26 protein-coding genes and 1 pseudogene are annotated in these 23660 nt (G+C 61.2%); 14 read left to right on the forward strand and 13 right to left on the reverse strand.

Annotated elements, in window-relative coordinates; translation table 11 throughout:
* Positions 1 to 20 precede the first annotated feature (20 nt).
* Both dctA and A4C63_RS16035 read right to left on the reverse strand, forming a co-directional pair.
* Positions 21 to 1334 (reverse strand): C4-dicarboxylate transporter DctA, encoded by a 1314-nt coding sequence (gene dctA / locus A4C63_RS16030; RefSeq protein ID WP_063913524.1) that lies wholly within the window; start codon positions 1332 to 1334, stop codon positions 21 to 23.
* 73 nt (positions 1335 to 1407) lie between these two features.
* Positions 1408 to 2487 (reverse strand): 4-oxalomesaconate tautomerase, encoded by a 1080-nt coding sequence (locus A4C63_RS16035; protein WP_082888347.1) that lies wholly within the window; start codon positions 2485 to 2487, stop codon positions 1408 to 1410.
* Between the two features lie 147 nt (positions 2488 to 2634).
* Here A4C63_RS16035 and A4C63_RS16040 point away from each other — a divergent pair, with 147 nt between their 5' ends.
* Positions 2635 to 3528 (forward strand): LysR family transcriptional regulator, encoded by an 894-nt coding sequence (locus A4C63_RS16040; RefSeq protein ID WP_016714082.1) that lies wholly within the window; start codon positions 2635 to 2637, stop codon positions 3526 to 3528.
* A gap of 60 nt (positions 3529 to 3588) precedes the next feature.
* On the opposite strand, the gene tcuB is transcribed toward A4C63_RS16040, so the two are convergent.
* The 3 genes from tcuB to A4C63_RS16055 all read right to left on the reverse strand — a co-directional run bounded on the left by tcuB (position 3589) and on the right by A4C63_RS16055 (position 7274).
* Entirely contained in the window at positions 3589 to 4770 is a 1182-nt protein-coding gene (gene tcuB, locus A4C63_RS16045) for a tricarballylate utilization 4Fe-4S protein TcuB (RefSeq protein WP_063913526.1), read from the reverse strand.
* Entirely contained in the window at positions 4751 to 6205 is a 1455-nt protein-coding gene (tcuA, locus tag A4C63_RS16050) for an FAD-dependent tricarballylate dehydrogenase TcuA (RefSeq protein ID WP_063913527.1), read from the reverse strand. The genes tcuB and tcuA overlap by 20 nt, the downstream gene beginning before the upstream one ends.
* A 148-nt stretch (positions 6206 to 6353) precedes the next feature.
* Positions 6354 to 7274, reverse strand: a complete 921-nt coding sequence (locus tag A4C63_RS16055; RefSeq protein ID WP_063913528.1) for a LysR family transcriptional regulator — start codon at positions 7272 to 7274, stop codon at positions 6354 to 6356.
* Positions 7275 to 7701: 427 nt separating this feature from the next.
* Here A4C63_RS16055 and A4C63_RS16060 point away from each other — a divergent pair, with 427 nt between their 5' ends.
* From A4C63_RS16060 to chrA, 7 genes are all read left to right on the forward strand, one after another.
* A complete protein-coding gene (locus tag A4C63_RS16060; RefSeq protein ID WP_063913529.1) occupies positions 7702 to 8058 on the forward strand; it encodes a metalloregulator ArsR/SmtB family transcription factor in 357 nt (118 codons plus the stop codon).
* 116 nt (positions 8059 to 8174) lie between these two features.
* Positions 8175 to 9236 carry an ACR3 family arsenite efflux transporter gene (arsB, locus tag A4C63_RS16065; RefSeq protein ID WP_063913530.1) on the forward strand — a complete coding sequence of 354 codons (1062 nt, stop codon included), beginning with the start codon at positions 8175 to 8177 and terminating at the stop codon, positions 9234 to 9236.
* 4 nt (positions 9237 to 9240) lie between these two features.
* On the forward strand, positions 9241 to 9957 hold the full coding sequence (gene arsH / locus A4C63_RS16070; protein WP_063913531.1) for an arsenical resistance protein ArsH: 717 nt from the start codon (positions 9241 to 9243) through the stop codon (positions 9955 to 9957).
* 23 nt (positions 9958 to 9980) lie between these two features.
* Entirely contained in the window at positions 9981 to 10985 is a 1005-nt protein-coding gene (locus tag A4C63_RS16075) for an ArsJ-associated glyceraldehyde-3-phosphate dehydrogenase (protein WP_063913532.1), read from the forward strand.
* Between the two features lie 9 nt (positions 10986 to 10994).
* Complete coding sequence (gene arsJ, locus A4C63_RS16080) at positions 10995 to 12224, forward strand: organoarsenical effux MFS transporter ArsJ (protein ID WP_063913533.1); 1230 nt, start codon at positions 10995 to 10997, stop codon at positions 12222 to 12224.
* An 85-nt stretch (positions 12225 to 12309) separates the two neighbouring features.
* The gene (locus A4C63_RS16085; protein ID WP_156510883.1) at positions 12310 to 13251 is read left to right on the forward strand and encodes a chromate resistance protein ChrB domain-containing protein; all 942 of its coding nucleotides are present in this window, start codon (positions 12310 to 12312) and stop codon (positions 13249 to 13251) included.
* A complete protein-coding gene (chrA, locus tag A4C63_RS16090; RefSeq protein WP_063913534.1) occupies positions 13244 to 14614 on the forward strand; it encodes a chromate efflux transporter in 1371 nt (456 codons plus the stop codon). The genes A4C63_RS16085 and chrA overlap by 8 nt, the downstream gene beginning before the upstream one ends.
* Positions 14615 to 14719: 105 nt before the next feature.
* Here chrA and A4C63_RS16095 read toward each other — a convergent pair whose 3' ends face one another.
* On the reverse strand, positions 14720 to 15205 hold the full coding sequence (locus A4C63_RS16095; RefSeq protein WP_063913535.1) for a glycine zipper domain-containing protein: 486 nt from the start codon (positions 15203 to 15205) through the stop codon (positions 14720 to 14722).
* Positions 15206 to 15352: 147 nt separating this feature from the next.
* On the reverse strand, positions 15353 to 15814 hold the full coding sequence (locus A4C63_RS16100; RefSeq protein ID WP_371106087.1) for a DUF2238 domain-containing protein: 462 nt from the start codon (positions 15812 to 15814) through the stop codon (positions 15353 to 15355).
* Positions 15815 to 16132: 318 nt separating this feature from the next.
* Here A4C63_RS16100 and A4C63_RS16105 point away from each other — a divergent pair, with 318 nt between their 5' ends.
* The 5 genes and pseudogenes from A4C63_RS16105 to A4C63_RS26360 all read left to right on the forward strand — a co-directional run bounded on the left by A4C63_RS16105 (position 16133) and on the right by A4C63_RS26360 (position 17961).
* Complete coding sequence (locus A4C63_RS16105; RefSeq protein ID WP_063913536.1) at positions 16133 to 16636, forward strand: CinA family protein; 504 nt, start codon at positions 16133 to 16135, stop codon at positions 16634 to 16636.
* An 80-nt stretch (positions 16637 to 16716) separates the two neighbouring features.
* Positions 16717 to 16914: pseudogene (locus tag A4C63_RS26810) on the forward strand (YetF domain-containing protein); the annotation flags it as partial.
* A 148-nt stretch (positions 16915 to 17062) separates the two neighbouring features.
* The gene (locus A4C63_RS16115) at positions 17063 to 17527 is read left to right on the forward strand and encodes a hemerythrin domain-containing protein (protein ID WP_063913538.1); all 465 of its coding nucleotides are present in this window, start codon (positions 17063 to 17065) and stop codon (positions 17525 to 17527) included.
* Positions 17527 to 17772, forward strand: a complete 246-nt coding sequence (locus A4C63_RS16120) for a hypothetical protein (protein ID WP_063913539.1) — start codon at positions 17527 to 17529, stop codon at positions 17770 to 17772. The genes A4C63_RS16115 and A4C63_RS16120 overlap by 1 nt, the downstream gene beginning before the upstream one ends.
* A gap of 45 nt (positions 17773 to 17817) precedes the next feature.
* Entirely contained in the window at positions 17818 to 17961 is a 144-nt protein-coding gene (locus A4C63_RS26360) for a hypothetical protein (protein WP_156510885.1), read from the forward strand.
* Between the two features lie 121 nt (positions 17962 to 18082).
* On the opposite strand, the gene A4C63_RS26935 is transcribed toward A4C63_RS26360, so the two are convergent.
* From A4C63_RS26935 to A4C63_RS16135, 4 genes are all read right to left on the reverse strand, one after another.
* The gene (locus A4C63_RS26935; protein ID WP_305825985.1) at positions 18083 to 18214 is read right to left on the reverse strand and encodes a PSPA7_2676 family Cys-rich small protein; all 132 of its coding nucleotides are present in this window, start codon (positions 18212 to 18214) and stop codon (positions 18083 to 18085) included.
* Positions 18215 to 18294: 80 nt separating this feature from the next.
* Complete coding sequence (xth, locus tag A4C63_RS16125) at positions 18295 to 19089, reverse strand: exodeoxyribonuclease III (protein WP_063913540.1); 795 nt, start codon at positions 19087 to 19089, stop codon at positions 18295 to 18297.
* Positions 19086 to 19328 carry a hypothetical protein gene (locus A4C63_RS16130; RefSeq protein WP_003257678.1) on the reverse strand — a complete coding sequence of 81 codons (243 nt, stop codon included), beginning with the start codon at positions 19326 to 19328 and terminating at the stop codon, positions 19086 to 19088. The genes xth and A4C63_RS16130 overlap by 4 nt, the downstream gene beginning before the upstream one ends.
* Positions 19329 to 19737: 409 nt before the next feature.
* Entirely contained in the window at positions 19738 to 20352 is a 615-nt protein-coding gene (locus A4C63_RS16135; protein ID WP_063913541.1) for a hypothetical protein, read from the reverse strand.
* 891 nt (positions 20353 to 21243) lie between these two features.
* Here A4C63_RS16135 and A4C63_RS16140 point away from each other — a divergent pair.
* Complete coding sequence (locus A4C63_RS16140) at positions 21244 to 22032, forward strand: formate/nitrite transporter family protein (RefSeq protein WP_063913542.1); 789 nt, start codon at positions 21244 to 21246, stop codon at positions 22030 to 22032.
* Between the two features lie 55 nt (positions 22033 to 22087).
* Here A4C63_RS16140 and A4C63_RS16145 read toward each other — a convergent pair whose 3' ends face one another.
* Together A4C63_RS16145 and A4C63_RS16150 are read right to left on the reverse strand one after the other, a co-directional pair.
* Positions 22088 to 22495 carry an OsmC family protein gene (locus tag A4C63_RS16145; protein WP_063913543.1) on the reverse strand — a complete coding sequence of 136 codons (408 nt, stop codon included), beginning with the start codon at positions 22493 to 22495 and terminating at the stop codon, positions 22088 to 22090.
* A 220-nt stretch (positions 22496 to 22715) separates the two neighbouring features.
* Positions 22716 to 23654 carry an HlyD family secretion protein gene (locus A4C63_RS16150; RefSeq protein WP_063913779.1) on the reverse strand — a complete coding sequence of 313 codons (939 nt, stop codon included), beginning with the start codon at positions 23652 to 23654 and terminating at the stop codon, positions 22716 to 22718.
* Positions 23655 to 23660: the final 6 nt, after the last annotated feature.

Raw genomic sequence — 23660 nt, forward strand, 5'->3', positions numbered from 1 at the left:
ATGGGAGGTAGAAGAGGCTTTCAGCCGTGATGCCTAGGCTCGGCAGACCAGTCGGCCGGCACAGTGTCCGCCACGTCCGGTGCAGCCGGGGTGCCGTTCAGGCGGCGCAGCAAGGTTTCCCGGTCACAGGCATTCTCAGACAGTGAGATGACCACGGTGGCCACGGCGTTGCTGGCCAGGCTGGTCAGGGCACGCGCCTCGGACATGAAGCGATCGATGCCGATCAGCAAGGCAAGCCCTGCAAGCGGGATGTCGTGAATGACGGTCAAGGTCGAGGCCAGCGCAACGAAACCGCTACCGGTCACACCCGCGGCGCCTTTTGACGACAACAGCATGATCGCCAGCATCGTCACCGTCTGGCCGAGGCTCAGATCAATGTTGCAGGCTTGGGCGATGAACACCGCCGCCAGCGACAGGTAGATGGCAGTACCGTCGAGGTTGAAGGAGTAGCCGGTTGGCAGCACCAGCCCGACCACACCTTTCTTGCAGCCCAGCTTTTCCAGTTTTTCCAGCATGCGTGGCAGTACAGGCTCGGTGGACGATGTGCCGAGCACCACCAGGAACTCCTCGCGGAAATAGCGCAGCAGCTTCCACAGGCTGAAGCCATGGGCACGGCAGATGCCGCCAAGCACCACGAGCACGAAAAACGCACAGGCGATGTAGAGCGTACCGACCAGCTTGGCCAGTGCGCCCAGGGACGTCACGCCGTACTGCCCGACGGTGAAGGCCAGCGCACCGAAGGCACCGACCGGGGCGAAGCGCATCAGGTAGCCGAAAATGCGGAACACCATGGTCGAGGCGGACTCCAGCACATCGAGTACCGGCTTGCCCTTCTCGCCCATGGACGACAGGGCAAAACCGCTGAGCACCGCGATGAACAGCACCGGCAACACTTCACCCTTGCTGAACGCCCCGATGAACGTGTCGGGAATGATGTGCATGAAGAAGTCGACCACGCTGAGCTTCGCCGCAGACGCGGCGTACTGGCCGAGCCCCTCGGTGCTGAGCGTAGCCGGGTCGATGTTCATGCCGACGCCCGGGCGGAACAGGTATACCGCTGCCAGGCCGATCATGAGGCTGACGACGGTCAGTACCAGGAACAGCAGCAAGGTCTTGCTCATCAAACGCCCCAGGGAGCGCTTGTCGGTCATGCCGGCGATACCGGTGACGATGGTGCAGAAGACCACGGGCGCGATCATCATCTTGATCAGCTTGATGAACGCATCACCCAGAGGCTTGAGCGCAACGGCCTGTTGCGCCCAGAAGTGACCGACCACCACGCCCAGCAGGACGGCGCAGAGGATCTGGAAGTACAGCGATTTGGCAAGTCTCATGAGGCATCACCCATTGTTCAAATTGTGCGGATGCGCTTGTTGCGAATGTACAGGTCTGGGCTACCGCCTGGGCTTACCCCGCCAACCTGCGGAATGTAGGGGCGTAAACGAAGCCTGAGAACAGCCGCCGGGCAGTTCGCACCACCGAGGCCTGAATCGTCTTGCCATCGGCACCGCTGCGTGACAGCGCGACATCGATACCGCCACTTGGGTGTTCCAGGCGTACCTCGGCCAGTTGCTCGGCGCCCTCGCCCAGCAGTTCGCCGATGACCGTACCGGGGCTGACGCAGGCAGTCGCCAACCCTATCGCGCCGGTGATGGCCAGGGCGCGGTGGCAGTTGTGCGGCATGAAGTAGCGAACCTGCAACGTGCCGTCATAGCGGGGCTTGGACACCAGCACCGGCTTCGGGATGACCATACCGCTGACATCGCCCAGGCCCATGGCCTTGCCGGCCTTCAGGCGCAACGCCTCGAGGCGCTCGAGCAGACCGACGTTGGCGTCGAGTTCGGCCGGGGTTTCCGAGCCGGTGACACCCAGCTGGCTGGCTTCAATCACCATCATCGGCATGGCCATGTCAATGCAGGTGACCGATACGCCATCGATCACATCCTTGGCCTTGCCAGTCGGGAACAGCTTGCCGGTCTTGCTGCCGACCGCATCGAGGAAGGTCAGGTGCACCGGGGCGGCAGTGCCCGGTACGCCATCGATCGCCGTACGGCCTTCGTAGCGCACGATGCCGCCGGGGGTTTCTACCAGCGAATTGACGAAAGTACCGGTGTTGAGGTTGCGAATACGCACCAGTGTCTTGCCGTCCTGGCCTTTGACCAGGCCTTGTTCGATGGCGAACGGGCCAACGGCGCACAGCATGTTGCCGCAGTTGGGCGCGGTATCGACCCGGCGCTGGGCGACCATGACCTGCACGAACAGGTAGTCGACATCGGCGTCGGCATGCAGCGAGGGGCTGACAATCGCTACCTTGCTGGTTTGCGGGCTACCGCCACCGATACCGTCGATTTCCAGTTCATGCCCGGAACCCATCAGGTTGATCAGCAATTCGTCGCGTTCGACCACATTGGCAGGAAGGTCCCATGCATGGAAAAAGGGGCCCTTGGAGGTGCCACCGCGCATGAGTACGCAAGGAATTCGTTGCATGATTTCGCACTCTTGTTGATCAATGGACATCATTGATGCTGTGGACAAAAGATTGACAGGGATGGATAAATCAATCCAATGCAAATATCGTAGTCATTGTTCCGATTTGAGCATCAATAAAGAGCCCAATGCCAAGAGCGAACCGAGATGGAATATGAGCTGCAAGACATACGATCTTTCGTGAAAATCGCCGAACTCGGTAGCTTCCACGAAGCCGCAGAAGCGCTGCACCTGTCCCAGCCTGCCTTGAGCCGACGGATCAAGAAGCTCGAGGAAGGCTTGGGCACGTCGTTGCTGGAACGCACTACCCGTCGCGTCAGCCTGACCAGCGTCGGGCGTGACTTCCTGCCCAAGGCCAGGCGCCTGCTGGATGACTTCGAGGACTCGATCCTGAGCATTCGCGAACTCGCCGAACGACAGACCGGCCAGGTCACCCTCGCCTGCATCCCGACCGCGGCGTTCTATTTCCTGCCGTCGGTGATCCGCGACTACAACGAGCAATACCCGAAGATCCGCATTCGTCTGCTGGACCTCAGCGCCAACGACGGGCTCGAAGCCGTGCTGCGGGGTGAGGCCGATTTCGGCATCAACATGATGAGCGGCCAGCACCCGGACATCGAATTCGTCTCCCTGGTACAGGAACATTTCGTGCTGGCCTGCCGCAGGGACCACAAGCTGGCAAACCGCGAAGCCGTCACCTGGACAGAACTGGCCGACTACCGCCTGATCGGCGTAGGCCGACTGAGCGGCAACCGGATGCTGCTGGACCATGCCCTGTCCGGGCTCAATCTGCGGCCCAAGTGGTTCTATGAGGTTCAGCACCTTTCCACCTCGCTGGGCATGGTCGAGGCCGGGCTGGGCGTGTCGGCCATGCCCAGCCTGGCCATGCCCAACGCCGACCACCCGACGCTGGTCAGCGTGCCGCTGATCGAACCCCAGGTCACCCGCACCCTGGGGTTGGTCTATCGCCGCGGGGCGTCGCTGTCGCCAGCAGCGGAGAAGTTCGTGTCGATCCTGCTGGACAAGTGGCCCAACCGATAAGCGAAACGCCTTGCGTTTCGCGCGGCGCGGCACTGGGAAAAAACCGGCTGCGTCCATGGTTCACTCCCCTCCCAGCCCCAGGGCGTTGGGCCGGCGTTTCTCGATCGCGAACTTCAGCAGTGCCGCGCTGCGGAACAGGCCATGAGCGAACTTGCCATAGGGCAGCGTGACGAATAGCGCCATCACAGTGCCCAAATGGATCGCCAGCAGGATCGCCATCGCTGCGGTATCACGCAGGCCCAGCAACGCAAGGCCCGTGGCGCTGACCAGCAGCAGAAGCAGGATGAACGCCCGGTCCATGGGCCGCTGGGCAACATCGCCCTGCTCCGGCGCCCTGCGCAGGTTCAGCGCCAACAGCCCGGCCGGCCCGACGATCAAGCCAATACCGCCGAGTGTTCCGAGCAACACCGGTGCACTCAGCAGCGGGTACGGCGCCTGTTGGCCCAGCAGGTAGTGATACCCGGTGGCGACCACCGTGGCGGCAAAGCACAACATGAAGCCGTAGAAGGTGAAGTGATGGAAGCGCCGACGCCAGAGCGTGTAGCGATCATCGGCATTGTTGCAACCTTGGCCGTGCCCGCCGTCCAGGTATTTCAGGGTCAACGCTGCGCTTGATGCCTCGAAAACTGCCCCTTTGGCCGGTTGCGCCAGCGCCTCGGCAGGCGAGACCGAGCGCCAGAAACGTCGTACCGCCACCGCCAGGGCCACACCTGCAGCGGCAAAGACACTACCGAACATCAGCGCCAGAGCGTTGTGCGGGAAGACCGCATAGAAGTTCCCCGCCAACCGCCCGGGCAGCAGCGTGCCGTTGACGTACAAGGTCAGCAGCAAGAACAGCGACAAGGCGACGGCCAATGCAGTGGCGACATAGGTGCCGTTGTGCCGATACAGCCGTCCGAAGAGGGCCGGCCAGGCGTACTCGGCGTAAGTCTGCCCGCGCACCTTGGCCATTGCCTGGGGCACATTGACGGCAAACTCGTGGGGTTGGGCATACTGGCAGGCATGCAGGCAAGCGCCGCAGTTGTGGCACAGGTTGGCCAGGTAATGGATGTCGGCCTTGCCGAACTCCAGCCTGCGGGTCATGGCCGGGAATACTGCGCAGAAGCCTTCGCAGTATCGGCAGGCGTTGCAGATCCGCATTTGCCGGTCCACTTCCCGCTCCTCCAGGTTCAACACCGGGATCAGTGCGAGGGCCGGCCGGGCGGCATCAGGCTGGCGTGGTTCAGGCAGTTGCACGGTCATGGCGATTCTCTTTTTCTGGATGTTCGTAACCTGCCGCCGCAGCGGCGCTGGTCCCGGCGATACGGCCGAAGGCGGTGCCGATGGACATGCCGACACCTGCGGTGTAGCCCTTGCCCAGTACGTTGCCCGCCATCATCTCGCCGGCAGCGAACAGGTTCGGACTAGGACGTCTGCCGAAATGGACCGCGGCAGTTTCATCGGTGCGCAACCCCAGATAGGTGAAAGTCACGCCAGGACGCAGTGGGTAACCGTAGTAAGGCGGTGTATCGATCGGGCGCGCCCAGTGGCTTTTCACCGGCTCCAGGCCCACGGTGTGACAGTCGTCCAGCCGGGTGTGGTCGAAAGTGCCCACCTGGCAGGCCTGGTTGTAGGCATGCACGGTTTCGAGGAAGGCCTGCACAGGCAAACCAAGCAGGCCGGCCAGCGCCTCCAGGCTGTCGGCGCTGGCACCGGGGAAAACCGGCGGCATGAAGCGACCGAGCGCTTTCTGGTCGATGATCGAGAACCCCACCTGCCCGGGCTGATGGGCCACGAGACGCCCCCAGATGGCATAGCGCTTGGGCCAGAAGTCCTCGCCTTCGTCATAGAAGCGCTGACCGTCGCGGTTGACCACCACGCCCAGCGACACACAATCAATGCGCGTGCAGATGCCGCCGTCGTACAGCGGAGCGCGAGCATCGATCGCCACCATGTGCGCCTGGGTCGGGTCGCCAATCGTGTCGGCGCCCTGTTCGATCATGCGGCGCAACAGGACCCCGTCATTGAAACGCGTACCGCGGATCAGGAAATTGTCTGAAGGCCACTCCCCTCGCTCGTTCTGCCCCCAGGCCTCGCGCAACCACTGGCGGTTGGACTCGAAACCGCCGGCGGCAAGCACACAGGTGCGTGCCTCGATGCGCTCGGCGGGCAGTTGCCGCCCCTGAACCTCACGCGCCGGTACATGGGCCGCAACGAAGCGTCCGTCCTGCAGCTCGATGTCGGCTACAGGCGTGTCGTAGCGTATCTGTACCCCGAGGTTTTCGGCGCTGCGAAAGTAGGCATTGACCAGCGCCTTGCCGCCGCCCATGAAGAAGGCATTGGTCCGTGCGGTGTGCAGCGCACCCGACAACGAAGGCTGGAAATGCACACCATGGCGGCGCATCCACCCACGGCAGTTGGAGGACGCGCGAATCACCAGACGCGCAAGCTTTTCGTCAGTCTGGCCACCGGTGACCTTCAGCAGGTCCTGCCAGAACTCTTCCTCCGGGTAAGCCTCGACCAGCACGTCCTGCGGGCCATCATGCATGCAGCGCAGGTTACGTGTGTGTTGTGAATTACCACCACGCCAGGCGCGGGGCGCGGCCTCGAGCAGCAGCACGCTGGCTCCGGCCTCTCGCGCCATCAGCGCGGCACAGAGGGCGGCATTGCCCCCTCCGATGACTAGCACATCGATCATTTCGCCTCCAGGTCACGAAGAGCCGAATGTTCGGGTGCTCCTCGTGGCCACGGACTTTAATGAGTGCCCGGAGGGTGCGAAACGCGATCGTCAGGGGGAGGCATTCAGTTTTTCTAAAGGGGCTGGATGAGTGAACCCACAGTCTAGGTCATAGCAACCGGGCCCCAGGCCATCGGCCCTGCTCCACCAGATCCCGAGCGACCTCCTGCAGTACGATCCGTGTCGCCAACGCGGCCGGCGAGAGCTCGTCATCGGTCAGGCTGACAATCACATTGCGACGCTGCGCCTGCGCTTCATCGATGGCAAACACGCGCAAGCCTGCCTGATGCGCCCGGGCCACCGTCGCGCCGGGCTGGATGGTGGCGGCATGGCCCGCACAGACACAATCCATCAACAGCGACAGACCATCGACTTCCATGACGATGCTGGCCTCCAGCCCGGCCCGTTCGAAAATCGAGCGCAATGTCGTGCGCAGACCATGCTGGGTGCTGGGCATCACCAAGGGGAGCGTCGCAATCTGTTGCAATGTAAGCGACTCGCCCCACTCGGCCTTGACCAGCGGGGCGGGAACCAGCACGAACAGCCGCTCCGTCAGAAGCGCCCGGACATCCAGCCGCGGCCCCGTCTCTGTCTGGAACAGCACCGCCAGGTCAAGGTGCCTGGCATTGAGTTGGTTCATCAGATAACCAGACAACATTTCCACCAGGTGCAGGCGGATGTCCGGATAGCGTTCGCGCATCCTGTCGATCAACGCCAGGCCAAGAATCGATGCGGTGGTCGGTGCCAGCCCTACGCTGGCATAGCCGCTCATGCGGCCACTTTGTGCCGCAAGGACCGCATGCTCCGCCTGACGAAGCGCCAGGCGCGCATGGTATTCGAAGGCCAGGCCGGCCGCCGTCGGCGACACGCCGGTACTTGAACGTGTCAAAAGCCGGGTACTCACCTCGCTCTCCAGCTTCGACAGTTGCTGGCTCAGTGCAGAGGCGCCGACCCCGAGCTCGACCGCCGCCCGGCCAAGACTGCCGTACTCCAGAACACTCAGGAAATAGCGAAGCTGACGTAACTCCATACAACTCTCTTTCAACGATGGGGGCTGGTCCTTGAGCATGTTAAAGGTATTTGCACAGCGCGGGCGGTCAAGCCTTGATCAACAGGACGCTACGGTGGAACGGACTGGCCCGCCCTCATGGAACTGCACATGACTCATTGAATTGGCAGGGACCCTGTGGGAGCGGCTTTAGCCGCGAACACCGGCGCAGCCGGTGCCATCCACCGCGTTGGATTCTTCGCGGCTAAAGCCGCTCCCACAGGGTACGCGGACTGCTTGCGAATTCAGTTCGCCAAGCGTCAGCGCAGCCCACAAGCTGGCCGATCTCCTGCAAGGCCTTCTTTTCGTCTGCAGGAATCAATCTGGCAGGCCTTGCAATACATGCGAAAATTCGTATATTTGAAAAACCATATATATCAAGCATGAAGAGCAAACACCGAGAACTGCCATGACTGACTCGCTGACCCCGACCCAGGTCTTCAAATGCCTCGCCGACGAGAACCGCATTCGGATGATGCTGCTGATCGCTCGCGAGCAAGAGCTGTGCGTCTGTGAACTGATTTGCGCCCTGGAAGAAAGCCAACCCAAGGTCTCCCGCCACCTGGCACAACTGCGTACCTGCGGCCTGCTTGAAGACCGCCGCCAAGGCCAGTGGGTCTACTACCGCCTGCATCCAGAACTGCCCACCTGGGTACGCGATGTCCTGGTAACAACGCTGGAGGCCAATCGCGACTGGTTGAACACCAGCGCCAAACGACTGGACAGCATGGGTGACCGCCCTCAGCGCGTCGCTACCTGCTGCTGACCACTGCCGAGAAAAAACACGGCATTTTTCACATTGCCTTTCGAACAACTGGATGCCACCCAGCTCAAGGCGAGCTGGCACGTATCGGAACGCTTTGACGTTCAGGGAGATACACCATGAGCAAAAGCCGACTCTCCTTCCTCGACCGCTACCTGACGGTCTGGATCTTTTTGGCCATGGGCCTTGGCATCGGGCTGGGCAGCCTGTTCCAGGGGTTGCCGGTTTGGCTGAACAGCTTGTCGCTGGGCTCGACGAACATCGCCATCGCGATCGGCCTGATCGTGATGATGTACCCGCCATTGGCAAAGGTGAAATACGAGGAGTTGCCGCAGGTCTTCAAGGACAAACGCATCCTCGCCCTGTCGCTGATTCAGAACTGGGTGATCGGCCCGGTGCTGATGTTCGGGCTGGCGGTCGTTTTTCTGTCCGACAGGCCCGAATACATGACCGGCCTTATCCTCATCGGCCTGGCACGTTGCATCGCCATGGTGCTGGTGTGGAACCAGATCGCCGGCGGCAACAACCAGTACGTGGCCGGCCTGGTTGCCTTCAACAGCATTTTCCAGATTGTGTTCTTCAGTGTGTACGCCTGGATTTTCCTGGGGCTGCTGCCCCCGCTGTTCGGCCTGGAGGGCAGCGTCATCGAGACCAGCTTCCTCGATATCGCCCAATCGGTGCTGATCTACCTGGGTATCCCGTTCCTGGCCGGCTTCCTGACCCGGAAGATCCTGATCAGCAGTAAGGGCGCAACCTGGTACCAGAAGCAGTTCATTCCGAAGATCAGCCCGCTGACGCTCGTGGCGTTGCTGCTGACCATCGTGGCCATGTTCAGCCTGAAAGGCGACATGGTCCTGCAACTGCCACTGGATGTGCTGCGCATCGCCATCCCACTGACCATCTATTTCGTGGTGATGTTCTTCATCAGCTTCTGGATGGGCAAGCTGCTGGCGGCCGACTACCCCCGCACCACTGCGCTGGCCTTCACCGCGGCAAGCAACAACTTCGAACTGGCCATTGCCGTGGCCATCGCCACCTTCGGCCTTGCCTCGCCGGTCGCCTTTGCCACCGTCATCGGGCCTTTGGTGGAAGTGCCGGTACTGATCTCGCTGGTTGGCGTGGCCTGGTGGCTCAAGCGCCGCTGGTTCGATCAGGCGTCCGGTGCCTTGTCCCAGGAGTAGAACCATGACCGAACATGTTATCCCCAACATCGACAGCGAACTGATCGACCTGCCATCCGCCGAGAAACTGGCGATCGCCCAGCAGTCCACCCACAAGCCGCGCATCCTGCTGCTGTACGGATCGACCCGCGAACGCTCCTTCAGCCGCCTGCTGACGGAGGAAGCGGCCCGCCTGCTGGAGCACTTCGGTGCCGAGACGCGAATCTTCAACCCGTCCGGCCTGCCATTGGCGGATGACGCCCCCGAAGACCACCCCATGGTCAAGGAGCTGCGCGACCTGGTGCTGTGGTCGGAAGGCATGGTCTGGTGCTCGCCGGAACGCCACGGCGCGATGACCGGTGTGTTCAAGTCGCAGATCGACTGGATCCCCCTGAGCATGGGCGCTGTGCGCCCGACCCAGGGCAAGACCCTCGCGGTCATGCAGGTGTGCGGCGGTTCGCAGTCGTTCAACGTGGTCAACCAGCTGCGCGTGCTGGGCCGCTGGATGCGCATGTTCACCATCCCTAACCAGTCGTCAGTGCCCAAGGCCTACCTGGAGTTCGACGAAGCGGGCCGCATGAAACCGTCCCCGTACTACGACCGTGCCGTCGATGTCATGGAAGAACTGGTGAAGTTCACCCTGCTGTTGCGTGACCGCACCGACTACCTCGTCGACCGATACTCCGAGCGCAAGGAGTCGGCCGAAGAACTGTCCAGGCGTGTCAATCAACGATCCATCTGAAGTCCCAACTCGAGAACAGGAACATGGCAATCAAAGTAGGCATCAACGGATTTGGCCGTATCGGTCGCCTGGCGCTGCGGGCGTCCTGGGATTGGCCGGAATTCGAATTCATCCAGATCAATGACCCGGCCGGCGACGCCGAGACCCACGCCCACCTGATCAACTTCGACTCGGTTCACGGGCGCTGGCATCTTGAAGCCGGGGCAGAAGGCGACGCGGTGGTGATCGACGGCAAGCGCATCAAGGTCACCGCGAACAAGGCGATCGCCGACACCGATTGGTCGGGCTGCGACCTGGTCATCGAGGCCAGCGGCAAGATGAAGTCGGTAGCCGTGCTCCAGGCCTACCTGGATCAGGGCGTCAAACGCGTGGTGGTCTGCGCTCCGGTGAAGGAGAAAGGCGCGCTGAACGTGGTGATGGGTGTCAACCAGCACCTGTTCGATCCGGCGCTACACCGCATCGTCACCGCCGCGTCCTGTACCACCAACTGCCTGGCCCCGGTGGTCAAGGTGATTCACGAGAGCCTGGGTATCCGCCACGGCTCGATCACCACCATCCACGACCTGACCAATACCCAGAGCATCCTCGATACGCCGCACAAGGACCTGCGTCGCGCCCGTGCCTCGGGCATGAGCTTGATCCCGACCACGACGGGCTCGGCCACCGCAATCGCCGAGATATTCCCTGAGCTGCGCGGCAAACTGAATGGTCACGCCGTGCGTGTACCGCTGGCCAACGCCTCGCTGACCGACTGCGTGTTCGAAGTGGCGCGTGAGACCACGGCTGAAGAGGTCAACGCGTTGCTGAAGGCGGCTGCCGAAGGCCCGTTGAAAGGCATTCTGGGCTACGAAGCGCGACCACTGGTGTCCATCGACTACCGCACAGACCCGCGATCCTCGATCATCGATGCGCTATCGACCCTGGTAGTCAATGGCACCCAGGTGAAGATCTACGCCTGGTACGACAACGAGTGGGGCTACGCCAACCGCGCAGCTGAACTGGCCCGAATGGTCGGCATGGCGGAGTAGACGGCAATCATGAAGGCGTTGTCAGCCCTGCCTGCTCAAGTGCGTCAGTACCTGCTGGTGACCGGCAACTACTGGGCCTTCACCCTCACCGACGGCGCGTTGCGCATGCTGGTGGTATTGCACTTCCATTCGCTTGGCTACACGCCGCTGCAGATCGCGGCGCTGTTCCTGTTCTACGAAGTGTTCGGCGTGATCACCAACCTGGTGGGCGGCTACCTCGGCGCCCGCCTGGGGCTCAACCGCACCATGAACATCGGCCTGGGCATGCAGGTGCTGGCCTTGCTGATGCTTACGGTGCCGGCAGCCTGGCTGACAGTGCCCTGGGTGATGGCCGCCCAGGCGTTGTCCGGCATCGCCAAGGACCTGAACAAGATGAGTGCCAAGAGCTCCATCAAGCTTCTGGTGCCGGACAATCAGCAAGGTACCCTCTACAAGTGGGTGGCCATCCTGACGGGCTCGAAAAACGCGCTCAAAGGCGTGGGTTTCTTCCTTGGCGGCGCCCTGCTCGCCCTGCTCGGTTTTACCTTGGCGGTGCTGGCCATGGCTGCGGTACTGGCATTGATCTGGATCGGCAGTCTGATCCTGCTGAAAAAGGACCTGGGCAAAGCCAAGGCCAAACCGAAGTTCCGCGACATGCTGTCCAAGAGCCGGGCCATCAACATCCTCTCGGCCGCACGGCTGTTTCTCTTTGGCGCCCGTGACGTCTGGTTCGTCGTGGCATTGCCGGTGTACCTGAGCACGGCTTTTGGCTGGGACTTCTGGCTGGTCGGCGGCTTCCTGGCTGCATGGGTAATCGGCTACGGCATCGTTCAGTCGTTTGCCCCCCACATCACTGGCAAGAAGCGCGGCCATGTGCCCGACGGTCGGGCGGCTTTTATCTGGGCGATCGTCCTTGCCGGGCTGCCTGCGCTTATCGCCCTGGGCCTGTCGGCAGGCTGGTCGGCTCAGGTGGTGCTGCTTGGCGGGCTGATGCTGTTCGGCGTGCTGTTCGCCGTGAACTCGTCGCTACACAGCTACCTGATCGTGAGCTATGCCAAGGAAGACGGGGTATCGCTGGATGTGGGCTTCTACTACATGTCCAACGCGCTAGGGCGGCTGGTCGGTACGCTGCTTTCCGGTTGGGTATTCCAGGCTTACGGGCTGCAAGCCTGCCTGTGGATCTCCACGGCCTTCGTTGTGCTGGCTGCCCTGATTTCAATCGCCTTGCCACGGCATGCCATTGTGGCCGCTCCGCGCTAGCGCCCCCAAAGGGTTCTTTGCCCGTTGCTTTTGGCCCAATCTGCATTAATGTAGAGAAAGATGCATTTTATGTTGAGTTCTCTACATGATTGATTGGTCGCTACTCATTCTCGGGCTGCCGACAGCCAACGCCACCGAGCGTATGCGCGCCTGGCGAGCCCTGAAGGCCTCTGGTGCTGCCGTGCTGCGGGATGGCGTGTACCTGCTGCCGGAACGAAGCGCGGGCCGCGAGGCGTTCGAAGCCGTGGAGCGCGACGTGCTGGCCATCAACGGCACGGCATTTCTCCTGTCGCTGCCTGAGCGTGAAGAGCGCTTCAGCGCGCTGTTCGACAGGCGTGATGAATACGCCAGACTCCTCGAAGAAATTGCAGGCTGCCGAGCGGATCTCTCACCAGACAATGCACTGCAGACAGCACGGCAGGTACGCAAGCTGAGAAAGGCCTTCGGCCAGTTGGCGGCGATCGATTTCTTTCCAGGCGCACTCAAGGCTCAAGCCGACGCAGCGCTGCAGGCCCTTGAGACCGCGATTGGTCGAGCACTGTCTGCCGATGAACCGAGTGCGCACGACGAAGCCATCACGCCATTGGTACGCAGCGACTACCAGGGCCGCCGTTGGGCGACCCGAAAGCGCCCGTGGGTGGACCGGTTGGCTTGTGCCTGGCTGATCCGTCGTTTCATCGATGCCGACGCCCAATTCATTTGGCTGGACAGTCCCGGCGATTGCCCAGACGATGCCCTGGGCTTCGATTTTGATGGGGCCAGGTTCAGCCATGTCGGGCAGCGGGTGTCCTTCGAAACCCTCATCGAGAGCTTTGCCGTTGAGCAGCCAGGCCTGACACGCTTGGCAAGCGTCATTCACTACCTGGATGTGGGAGGCAACCAACCCTCCGAAGCCCCAGGCATCGAACGCGTCCTCGCGGGCTTGAGAGAAAGCATTGGCGATGACGATCAACTGACAACTGTCGCCGGGGGCATCTTCGATGGGCTACTGACGGCTTTCGCGATTGAGGAAGTTCAAAATGGTTGATAGCACCTCTGCAGTGGGCGAACAGCCACCATCGCAAGCGGCTCAGCGGCCGATCGGACTGTTTGAAGCATTCCTGTTCTGGCTCAAGCTGGGCTTCATCAGTTTTGGTGGGCCCGCCGGACAGATCTCGATCATGCACCAGGAGCTGGTTGAGCGAAGGAGGTGGATCAGCGAAAAACGATTCTTGCATGCGCTGAACTACTGCATGTTGTTGCCTGGCCCTGAGGCTCAGCAGCTCGCCACATATATCGGCTGGCTCATGCACCGCAGCTGGGGCGGTGTGATTGCCGGCGCATTGTTCGTGCTGCCTTCGCTGTTCATCCTGATTGGTTTGTCCTGGGTGTACATCGCCTTCGGTGAGGTGCCGGTGGTCGCAGGGATCTTCTATGGCATCAAACCGGCGGTCACGGCCATTGTCGTTCACGCAGCCCATCGAATAGGTTCGCGAGCGCTGAAGAACGGCTGGCTGTGGGCCATGGCTGGGGCCTCGTTCGTGGCCATCTTCGCTCTCAACGTGCCATTCCCGCTGATCGTGCTGGTTGCCGCCATCATCGGTTACGTGGGTGGCCGCTTCGCCCCAGGCAAGTTCGTGATCGGTGGCGGTCATGGGGCCGCCAAGAACAGTTATGGCCCGGCCCTGATCGATGACGACACCCCTCGTCCCGAGCATGCCCGTTTCAATTGGGGGCACCTCCTGCGCCTGTTGCTGGTCGGTGTTGCGCTCTGGGCTCTGCCCATGGGGCTGCTTACGCTGTCGTCTGGCTGGGACGGAACCCTGACACAAATGGGCTGGTTCTTCACCAAGGCTGCCTTGGTGACATTTGGCGGTGCATATGCCGTGCTGCCCTATGTCTACCAGGGCGCTGTCGGGCACTACGGGTGGCTGACTCCAACCCAGATGATCGATGGGCTCGCCTTGGGGGAAACCACGCCAGGGCCGCTGATCATGGTGGTTGCCTTTGTCGGCTTCGTTGGTGGCTACGTGCATCCAATGTTCAGTGCTGAACACCCGTTCCTTGCCGGCGCAGTCGCGGCAAGCCTTGTCACCTGGTTCACCTTCCTGCCTTCGTTCATCTTCATCCTGGCCGGTGGCCCGCTGGTGGAGTCGACTCACAACGAGATGAAATTCACCGCACCGCTGACAGGGATCACCGCCGCTGTGGTGGGAGTGATCCTGAACCTCGCCATGTTCTTCGGCTACCACGTACTTTGGCCAGAGGGCTTCAGCGGGGCGTTTGACTGGCCTTCAGCGGTAATCGCGGTTGCTGCAGCGGTTGCCTTGTTCCGCTTCAAGCGGGGTGTGATCCAGGTGCTGTTTGCCTGCGCCCTGCTCGGCCTGGCAGTCCACATGTTGCGTGTTTGAGACCAGAGTCTGCGTGGCGTGCGGCGCGAACGCACTGGAGGTGTTGGTCTGGCTGGCCGAAACTGCTGCGGCCAGCCCTTCCGTCAGGCCTGAAACGCGGGGGGATCAGTCGTCGTAACGGTGGTGTTTGCGCCAGCCATAGTGATGGCCACGGTCATGGCGGTGACGACGCCAGCCGCGATCGTCGTCATCATCGTCATAATCACGGTAGCGATGCCCACTCTCATCATCGTAATCCCGGCCCATGTGGTTGCCCAAGGCACCGCCCACACCGCCACCGGCTGCTGCGCCGATCAGGCTGCCAGTGGTGCCGCCCATCTTGCGACCTACCACGTTACCGCCAGCTGCGCCCAGTGCGCCGCCAATGGCCGCCTCGCCACGGCTGTGTTTGTTGGCGCCTACCGCACTACCCGCTGCGCCACCCAGGCCTGCGCCGATGGCCGAGCCGGTGCTGCCGCCGATCGACTGGCCGACTACCGAGCCCAATACTCCACCCAATGCGCCACCTATACCTGCTTCGGTATTGCCGCCAGCCGACGCAACGCCGCTCAGCAGGCCAAGTGACAACAAGAGAATCGAGGAGTACTTCATTTGTGAAAGCCTCAAAGGGATACTGCGGCGATCCTGAGGCTCTGGACGGGGGCTTACAATAAAAATCCGACGAATAACACGACTTGGAAAAATTCTCCAAGTTGCTGTTTTTCCGGTGAAACTTTACGAATTTTCGGCGGTCGTAGGCTAGTTGCGAAAGGCCCTTGCAGCGATGGAGAGGCCCTTCTTTTTGCACTGCCTTGCATTGATCAAAGTGACAAGTGCGCCGAGCAAAGCCAAGGCCATATCCTTCTGCGCATCCCAAGGGTCTTGCTGGGTGGCGAGAAAGGCTTGCGCCAGGTCATCGCCCAGGTACTGGCCGCCCATCCACTCCAGTAATTCATACAGCGCCGATGTCGCCAGCACGAAAGAAACACTGCACAACGCCAACCAGGCGCCGCGCAACATGGCCTGGCGCTGGAGCAACTCCCTGATCGGCAAGACGAACAGCAGGCCGTAACTCAGATGCACCAGACGATCGAACTGATTACGTTGCCAGCCCATCCACGCATTCAGAGAGTTATCGGTATCGGCTTGAACACGGTTGAGCCTGGCAGCGGCGCTAAAGTTTCCTTCGTTAGCCGGTTTCAGGTGTGCGCTGTCGCACAGGGAACAATATTCGAATGCGTGTCACCTTCCCTTGTGGGAGCGGGCGAGCCCGCGAAGCAGACGACGCGGTGTATGGCACCGGCTCCGCCGGTGTTCGCGGCGGTTCGACGCCTCGACACGCCCGCCCCCACAGAGCCCCGCTAAAACAATTATTTTTGTGTTGTTGGAGAGCTGGCTTGCCGGCGATGGGCCGCAAAGCGGCCCCAAGACGGAACTAAGTTCAGGATGCTTTCCCCGCCATTGATGGGTGGCCCACAAGCAATGAACCAATCCCGCAAGAAACACGTCCACCACGAAACAACACATGAGTGACCGGCCATGGCAATCGACCCCGTACTCGAGGCCCTTGATTACCTCAAGGCCCACAAGCTGGTGCTGACAACCGCAGAATCCTGTACGGCCGGGGCCATGGTCGCGCTGTTGGCGGCAGTACCCGGTACCGGCGAGGTGCTGGAAAGCGGCTACGTGGTGTATTCGCCAAGTGCCAAGAAACGCCTGCTCGGCGTCAACCCACAGACTATCGAACGCTACGGCCTGACCAGCGAGGCGGTAGCCTGGGAGATGGCGCTTGGCGCATTGAGAGACAGCGACGCCACCGTCGCCATCGCCAGCACGGGTGTCGCCGGGCCGGAGCCGCAGGATGCCATCGCTCCAGGCACCGTGTGCTTTGCCTGGGCATTTGCCGGCGAGCCCTTGGCCGTGTTTACTCGCAGCCAGCGTTTTTTTGGCGAGCGTGCGGATGTGATCCGCCAGGGCGCGCTCTACGGGTTGTCGCACCTTGCCCATTACCACCAACGCTGGCTGCGCGGTGAGCGCGCCTGAGGGGCCAGGAGCATGGGCGAAGAGGAGCTGCCTTCAAGACGCTACCCTGTCGAGGAAGACATGCGGATGCAGCAGCGGGTCTGGCGCGGCTGGTCGACGGCCACGCGACACTGGTCGTGGATCAGGGGCGCTTTCTCCACCAACGAATGCGGCGGGCACGGCTGAACGAAGACGACAATCTCGAATAGGCTCGGGACAGCCAAGGTATCGAAAGCGTCGGTCAGATCAAGTTCGCCATCGTCGAGCGCAACGGCAAGATCTCGACCCTCCCTCAGGAAGGACCTTTCTGGCCGGTGCAGCCTGCGCGGATCCTTGGGTGCGGCCTTTGGCGACACAAGTACATTGGTCATCCGCTTTGAACCTTGGCGCACGGGTCTTACTCCATCGAAGGCAATCGTGATTTTCCCAACCCTGAAGAGGTGTTTCATGAACGCTATCGAACTGCTGATCCAGGATCATGAGCTGGTGAAGAAGCTGCTGGAGGAACTCTCCTCCACCACTGAGCGCGCGGTGAAGAAACGCGCCGAGTTACTCGAGCGCATCAAGCAGGAGGTGACCATCCACACCGCTCTGGAAGAAGAAATCCTCTACCCGGCCATCAAGCAGGCCGGCGGCAAGGAAGAAGCGAAGATGTATTACGAAGCCAAGGAGGAGCATCGCACCGTCGACTCGCTGGTGCTGCCGGACCTGCTGCAGACCGAGACCGGCACCGTCGAGTTCGCCGGGCGGGTCAAGGTCATGAAGGAGCTACTGGAACACCATATCGAGGAAGAAGAAAGCGAACTGTTCCCGACCGCCCGCAAGCTGCTCGGCAAGCAGGAACTGGACAAGCTCGGCCAGGCCATGGAAGCGCAGAAAAAACTGCTCAAGGGCGAACAACGTGCCGCGTGATGGAATACTGGATCGACTTTCTTGAATGGCCTGCCATGGCCCGGACGGTACTTGCCGCCTGGTGCATCGGTTCGCGGCGCCCTGGCCGGCGCAAGCTGGGTTTCTGCTGCTTCATTGCCAGCAATGTGCTGTGGGCCATCTGGGGGTGGCAGGCGCAAGCCTGGGCGCTGATCCTCCTGCAGGGTTGCCTGTGCGTTATGAACCTGCGGGGCTGGAAGAAAAATACTGCTGTGGAGTCGGGCTGAACGTCCGCTCACATGCCTGAGATCCCAACGGCGAGGAACCAAACCATGATCGAACCCAACGACCCTGACCCTTACGTGGACGAAGTACCGCACAACCCAGGCGAACCTGTGCCTGAACAAGAACAGCAGCAGGAAGCCCCCGACTGGCCCGAAGGCCAGGTGCCGCCGGAGGAACAGTCCGACGGCTGAGGCTCAACTGGCGAGCGGCGTTGCCTGCTTCGCGGGCAAGCCCGCTCCTACGATCATGACCATTCGATGAGAGCCCGTGCAGCAATATGCGGGCTCACGCAAAAGATGCTTGCCCGCAGCGTCACCAGGGCTGTTCACACTGGCTGTATCGCCAGGCTCCACAGCGTTCGCAGCACTGGCACTGCAAGCCGCTGACCTCACCGTCGGGCCTGGCGCGCCACCGACAGCCGCGCAGCAGGCAAAGATGGTTCATCTGTCACCTCCCAGGCCCGAAAAAGCCGGGCGCCTACCTGAATTGACTGCGCACCAAGGTGAAGGTTTGCTCGAACTGCCCTAAGGCCGACGACGCTTGCCCAACTCGATCCAGACTGGCGCATGGTCGCTGGCTTTGACTTCATTACGCACCCAGGCATCGACGCCCGCCCGCTTCAGGTAAGGCGCAAGATCAGGGTTGAGCAACAGGTGGTCGATGCGTAATCCGGCGTTGCGTGCCCAGTGGTTGCGGAAATAGTCCCAGAAGGTGTAAATGCGTTCGTCCGGATACAGATGGCGAATGGCATCGATCCAGCCCTGCTGCAGCAGTTTCCGGTAGCACGCCCGTGACTCGGGCTGCAGCAGCGCGTCCTTCATCCAGGAGCGTGTGTCGTAGATATCCATATCGGTAGGCACCACATTGAAATCACCCGCCAGCACTGCGGGATGGCCGCTGTCATGCAGCCCTTTCACGTGCTCGATCAGGCTCTCGAACCAGCGCAGCTTGTAATCGAATTTCGGCCCAGGTTGCGGGTTGCCGTTCGGCAGATACAGGCATGCCACCAGCAATCCCTGCACCGCTGCTTCGAGGTAGCGGCTCTGGTTGTCGTCCTCCATGCCAGGCAGGCCACGGCGTACCTCCAGTGGTTCGCTGCCTCGCGCCAGAATGGCCACGCCGTTCCATGAAGGCTGCCCTTGGTAGAGGCTGCCATAGCCCGCCGCTTCGAGCGCCTGGTGAGGGAACTGCTGATCCGCCGCCTTGAGCTCTTGCAGGCAGGCGATGTCGGGCCTTTCCCGCTCCAGCCAGGCCAACAATGCTGGCAGTCGGCTGCGAATACCATTGATGTTGAACGTGGCAATTTTCAGCGCCTTCATGCGTCGGGGTCGCTCACATGGGCCTGCACGGCATCTTCCAGAGCGCGCACATGGGCGTCATCGGCCAATGCCTTGAGTGCCAGCCAATCGTCCCAATCGATGGCGCCATCGTCACGCAGGGCCTCGGCGGTGCGAAGCAGTTCATGGTGGTAGGCATCCGGCGACTCACGCCGGTAACTGATGTCATCGTACTGGGCATACCAGGCTTCGAGCTCAGGGATGCTGCGTTCAATGCTCATAGGGGAGCCCTCGCGGTGTCCTTTGCATTAAGAGGCCCACCACGCAGCGACGTTCCAATCAAAGGGATTTGGGCTTCTATGCGGAACAGCGGATAGGTCTGGTTTGCACCTTGGTATAAGTGAAAATCCTGAAATTCTCGACCGCCTGTTCCGGCCCTTTCGCGCCCGCTCCCACAGGGTATGCGGAACGCCTGCAGTGCGACCCAGCCCAAAGAGCTGAGTAATCTCCCACCGGTACTGTGCAAGCCTTGAGTACGGTGAAGAGCCCGCGAAGAGGCCAGATCAGGCGACGCATCACTTCGGGCCTTTACCAACCGCCAGGCGAACCACCCAGACGCTGCGCATGAAACGAGCTCGCCGCGAACCAGATTTCCCGGTTCGCGGCGTAATTGAAGCGTTACTCAGGCAATCAGGTAGGGATGCCTGCCAATCGCCAGACAGGCGCTGGAACCGGTTCGACCTGGCTGCGGTTGCGTGCCCACTGGGTCAGGGCAGCCATCATGGCAAAGCCGAGCAGGATCAGTACTGGATAGGCCAGCAGCAACTCGCTCAGCGAGTATTTCCAGGCCAGTGGCCGGCCGACGCCCAGCATTGCTGCATACAGCCACGAAACACCCGACAGTGCACCGGAGAACAGCGCGAACATCCGCACGCCAAAATTCAGGTCGAGCAAGTTGCCCGCCTTGAGCAGGGCAGGCAAGACATAGCGGTGCAACAACATGCCGTTAAAGGTCAACAACATGACAATAATGACTTTCGCTTGAAGTTTTGGATTGGCAAAATAATTCATACCTTTATCAAGGTAGTCAATTCCAATCACAGCGGCGCCTGTCAGCCACAAGAATATCAGGGCATTGGCCACGGACTTCTGCAATCTGGTCATATGCTGACTGTCATGCCCGGTCTCTTTATGACCTTTCAACAAGTTCCTGACCATCTCGGCGTCACTGGCGAATACCAGGCCGATGGCAATGCAACAGGCCAGTAAATGAACGTAAATCACCGACAACCGCACCAGCTCCATGGATTCTTTCTGCCCGAACAGGCTAATAATTGTATTAATCTCCACGACGTTTTCTCCACGTAATGCGTTAGCGCTAGATGACCTTGCAATAGGTGTGCGAACGCTTTAATCGCAGCGGCAAGACCAAATTCAAATCGTTGGTTGAAATAGCAGATCGTTATTTAATACACACGGTGGCTCACCCAAAGAGCCTCGGTTGGGCATGGCATTGCTCCACTGGTCCGGAAAAAAGCCCCATGAACATCCCTGCGATGCCGATGAGGTTGAACGTCCATAAGTTCTGGGGGAAAGGCGCGAGGTGCAAAAGCACCTGCTGGCAAATAGGAGTCAGCGTCGCCCAAATCGTTCATTTCTCGAGCAAAACGACCGACAAGCGGTACACTTAGTCAAGTTAGTTAGTTTGCTAAGTTATTGCAATTTGACCGAATGGAAAGTTTTCCAGGCAAATGGATCCAAACTTCGCATGCAACTTTGAATGCTCTATTCCGCTGTTTTGCAGTTTTCGTTTTGCAGGTGGCCGTGTCTGAAGTGCCATCAGTCAGGCCTAGGCCAGCCCCATTCTGATCGCCAGGCACGGTGAGCAACCCGTCTGTCGCCTTCAGCCTGCCAGCGCCCTCAACTTGCCCTGGGTGATGCTGCAGACCTGGTTCGCCGGGAAGCAGATCTACGCGCGCTGACCTGCGGAGGTCATCGACGCGGTCTATCAACTCATCCATTCCATCGATTTGACCGCGTCAAATTGCCTCATGTAGCTTGCCGCCCTCTTCGAAGCTGGCCCAAAGCCGTGCGTTACACCTTTGGGCCTGCTGCGCAGCCTGTCCCCGTACTGATCAAGCCCCACCACGGCGTGCCTACCCATTGCGTCGCCGTCACTGTGTTCGAGTTTGCGAAATGTCCGTCAATAGCCCCTCCCGTATCACCGAGCTCGTCATTGAGAGCGGAGTCAAAAAAGCCCATCTATCCACCCACGCGACACTGGTCCTGGGGTTTCTCGCAGGTGCATTCATTTCGCTGGGGTTTCTCCTGGCTATCCACGTCAGCACCATGATCCCGGTGCAGTGGGCCTCGTTCGGCACGCTGTTGGGCGCGGCAGTATTCCCCATCGGCCTGATCCTGGTGATCCTGGCCGGTGGCGAGCTGCTCACCGGCAACATGATGAGCTTGCCGTTGGCGATGTTCGCCCGGCGTATCGGTCCAGGCGCCGTGGCACGCAACTGGCTGCTGGTGACCGTGGCCAACCTGTTGGGTGCAACGTTCGTCGCCGGGTGCTTCGGTCACCTGCTGGGCCTGACCGAAGGGGCCTACCTGAACAAGACGTTGGCGGCCGCGACCAGCAAGACCAACGCCGACTTCCTCCACGCCTTCGTGTCCGGCATCGGCTGCAACTGGCTGGTGTGCCTGGCGGTGTGGCTGTCGTATGCCAGCCGTGAGATGAGCGGCAAGATTCTCGGTATCTGGTTCCCGATCATGGCTTTCGTCGCCATCGGTTTCCAGCACGTGGTAGCCAACATGTTCCTGATTCCGGCAGCGATCTTTGCCGGGTACTTGAGCTGGGTGCAGTTGGTGGAGAACCTGGTGGCCGTGTTCCTGGGGAATGCGGTGGGAGGGGCGATCTTCGTGGGGCTGGCATATTACGTGTCCTACGGTGTGCCTTCGCAGGAAACGTGCGAGGTGCAGTGAAGCACCACGGCACCGCAGTGTCTGGCACCGGCTTCGCCGGTGTTCGCGGCTAAATTCATCCAACCAGCTTGCTGGCGATGATGATTTCGCCGCTCAACACCTTGTGAATGGGGCAGGCATTGGCAACTTCCAGCAAGCGCGTGCGTTGCTCTTCGCTCAGCGGGCCGCTCAAACGAATGTCACGGGCAATCTGGATCCGGGGTTCGCGCCCTAGTTGTTCCTGCTCGATACGGATAGCCACATCGATGGCTTGCAACGGCATTTCCTTGCGCTGTGCGTACATGGCAACCGTGATGGAGGTGCAAGCGCCGAGGGAAGACAGCAACAGCCCATGGGGTGACGGCCCGACATCCCCGCCTCCTGCCGCCGCGTCAACATCGCTGGCCCACTGGTGCAGGCCGTCTGTCACGTTCACCTGGTACGCCACGCCTGCAAAAGAGGCGCGAATAGCTCGCTCTGCCATTGAAACTCCTGATTGACGATTGCCTGTGGCCACCCGGCTACGCAGGCCGCAAAGCCTGAATGATAGATGCACGACTTCACTGACGATAGGCGATGAAATGCACCGCAGCGTTCTGCCTGATGAACGCTGTCCCCAGCCAAAGGCGCTACACCGGGTGCTCGAACGCTGCCACAAGAAGTCGATCAACTGAAAGAAGCAGGGTAATCACCTCGCCCCCCTGTTACTCGAGAATGGTGACGGTGGCTGTGGTCCCCGCGCGCAAAGGGGGCGCGTCGGCACTGCGCTCCAGGCGCAGCCGCACCGGGATGCGCTGGGCAAGCTTGACCCAGGTGTAACTCGGGTTGACGTTGGCCAGCAGGCGGTTGCCTGGCTGGTTCTCGCGGTCGGTAATGGCGTAGGCGATGCTCTCTACCGTGCCATCCAGCACCTCGCCACTCATCAAGGCGATGCGCGCACGGCTACCCACCTTGATTTTCGGCAACTTGGTTTCCTCGAAATAGCCGCTGACGTGGAACGACGAACTGTCGACCAGCGCCAGCAACGGCATGCCCGGCTGGGCATAGTCGCCCTGACGGGTCAGCAGGTTGGTTACAAAACCACTGACCGGGGCGCTGACCCGGGTGCGCTCAAGGTCGAGCCGGGCCTGCTGCAGCGTGGCTTCGGCGAGTTGCACGTTGGCCTGCGCCAGGCCGAGGTTGGACTGTTCGCGCAGCAGGTCGGCCTGGGCCACGGCCACGTCGGTACCGGCCTTTTCCCATTCTTCGGCAGAGATTGCCGACAGCGATTGCAGCTTGCGTCGACGTTGCTCTTCGCTGCGCCGCTGCTTGAGCTGCGCCTCGTTGGCGACGATGGCGGCCTGCGACTGGCCCAGCGCCGCACGCGCCACTTCGACGGCTCGCACGGCATGCAGCACAGCCAGCTCGTAGCGCGCCGGGTCGATTTGCAGCAGCAGGTCGCCTTGCCTGACGAACTGGTTATCTTGCACCGGCAGCTCGATGATGCGCCCTGCCACCTCGGCCGACAGGGTCACCACATCGGCCCGCACACGGGCGTCACGGGTCCAGGGCGCACGTGTGTAGTAGTCCCAGGCGAACCAACCCAGCACCACGGCTAGCGCCAGCACCGCCAAGGTCAGGCCCTTGGCCAGAACAGGTTTCAACACAGG

Origin of the sequence: Pseudomonas sp. p21 (assembly GCF_001642705.1) — a bacterium.
Taxonomy (GTDB): Bacteria; Pseudomonadota; Gammaproteobacteria; order Pseudomonadales; family Pseudomonadaceae; genus Aquipseudomonas.

Coding starts and splice junctions, on each gene's coding strand:
- tcuA (WP_063913527.1), bottom strand. CDS start 6,205: ATGATCGATGTGCTAGTCATCGGAGGGGGCAATGCCGCCCTCTGTGCC.
- A4C63_RS16075 (WP_063913532.1), top strand. CDS start 9,981: ATGGCAATCAAAGTAGGCATCAACGGATTTGGCCGTATCGGTCGCCTG.
- A4C63_RS16060 (WP_063913529.1), top strand. CDS start 7,702: ATGACTGACTCGCTGACCCCGACCCAGGTCTTCAAATGCCTCGCCGAC.
- A4C63_RS16140 (WP_063913542.1), top strand. CDS start 21,244: ATGTCCGTCAATAGCCCCTCCCGTATCACCGAGCTCGTCATTGAGAGC.
- A4C63_RS16145 (WP_063913543.1), bottom strand. CDS start 22,495: ATGGCAGAGCGAGCTATTCGCGCCTCTTTTGCAGGCGTGGCGTACCAG.
- A4C63_RS16055 (WP_063913528.1), bottom strand. CDS start 7,274: ATGGAGTTACGTCAGCTTCGCTATTTCCTGAGTGTTCTGGAGTACGGC.
- tcuB (WP_063913526.1), bottom strand. CDS start 4,770: ATGACCGTGCAACTGCCTGAACCACGCCAGCCTGATGCCGCCCGGCCG.
- A4C63_RS16115 (WP_063913538.1), top strand. CDS start 17,063: ATGAACGCTATCGAACTGCTGATCCAGGATCATGAGCTGGTGAAGAAG.
- xth (WP_063913540.1), bottom strand. CDS start 19,089: ATGAAGGCGCTGAAAATTGCCACGTTCAACATCAATGGTATTCGCAGC.
- A4C63_RS16095 (WP_063913535.1), bottom strand. CDS start 15,205: ATGAAGTACTCCTCGATTCTCTTGTTGTCACTTGGCCTGCTGAGCGGC.
- arsH (WP_063913531.1), top strand. CDS start 9,241: ATGACCGAACATGTTATCCCCAACATCGACAGCGAACTGATCGACCTG.
- A4C63_RS26935 (WP_305825985.1), bottom strand. CDS start 18,214: ATGAACCATCTTTGCCTGCTGCGCGGCTGTCGGTGGCGCGCCAGGCCC.
- A4C63_RS26360 (WP_156510885.1), top strand. CDS start 17,818: ATGATCGAACCCAACGACCCTGACCCTTACGTGGACGAAGTACCGCAC.
- dctA (WP_063913524.1), bottom strand. CDS start 1,334: ATGAGACTTGCCAAATCGCTGTACTTCCAGATCCTCTGCGCCGTCCTG.
- A4C63_RS16120 (WP_063913539.1), top strand. CDS start 17,527: ATGGAATACTGGATCGACTTTCTTGAATGGCCTGCCATGGCCCGGACG.
- A4C63_RS16035 (WP_082888347.1), bottom strand. CDS start 2,487: ATGCAACGAATTCCTTGCGTACTCATGCGCGGTGGCACCTCCAAGGGC.
- A4C63_RS16105 (WP_063913536.1), top strand. CDS start 16,133: ATGGCAATCGACCCCGTACTCGAGGCCCTTGATTACCTCAAGGCCCAC.
- arsJ (WP_063913533.1), top strand. CDS start 10,995: ATGAAGGCGTTGTCAGCCCTGCCTGCTCAAGTGCGTCAGTACCTGCTG.
- A4C63_RS16135 (WP_063913541.1), bottom strand. CDS start 20,352: ATGGAGCTGGTGCGGTTGTCGGTGATTTACGTTCATTTACTGGCCTGT.
- arsB (WP_063913530.1), top strand. CDS start 8,175: ATGAGCAAAAGCCGACTCTCCTTCCTCGACCGCTACCTGACGGTCTGG.
- A4C63_RS16040 (WP_016714082.1), top strand. CDS start 2,635: ATGGAATATGAGCTGCAAGACATACGATCTTTCGTGAAAATCGCCGAA.
- chrA (WP_063913534.1), top strand. CDS start 13,244: ATGGTTGATAGCACCTCTGCAGTGGGCGAACAGCCACCATCGCAAGCG.
- A4C63_RS16085 (WP_156510883.1), top strand. CDS start 12,310: ATGATTGATTGGTCGCTACTCATTCTCGGGCTGCCGACAGCCAACGCC.
- A4C63_RS16130 (WP_003257678.1), bottom strand. CDS start 19,328: ATGAGCATTGAACGCAGCATCCCTGAGCTCGAAGCCTGGTATGCCCAG.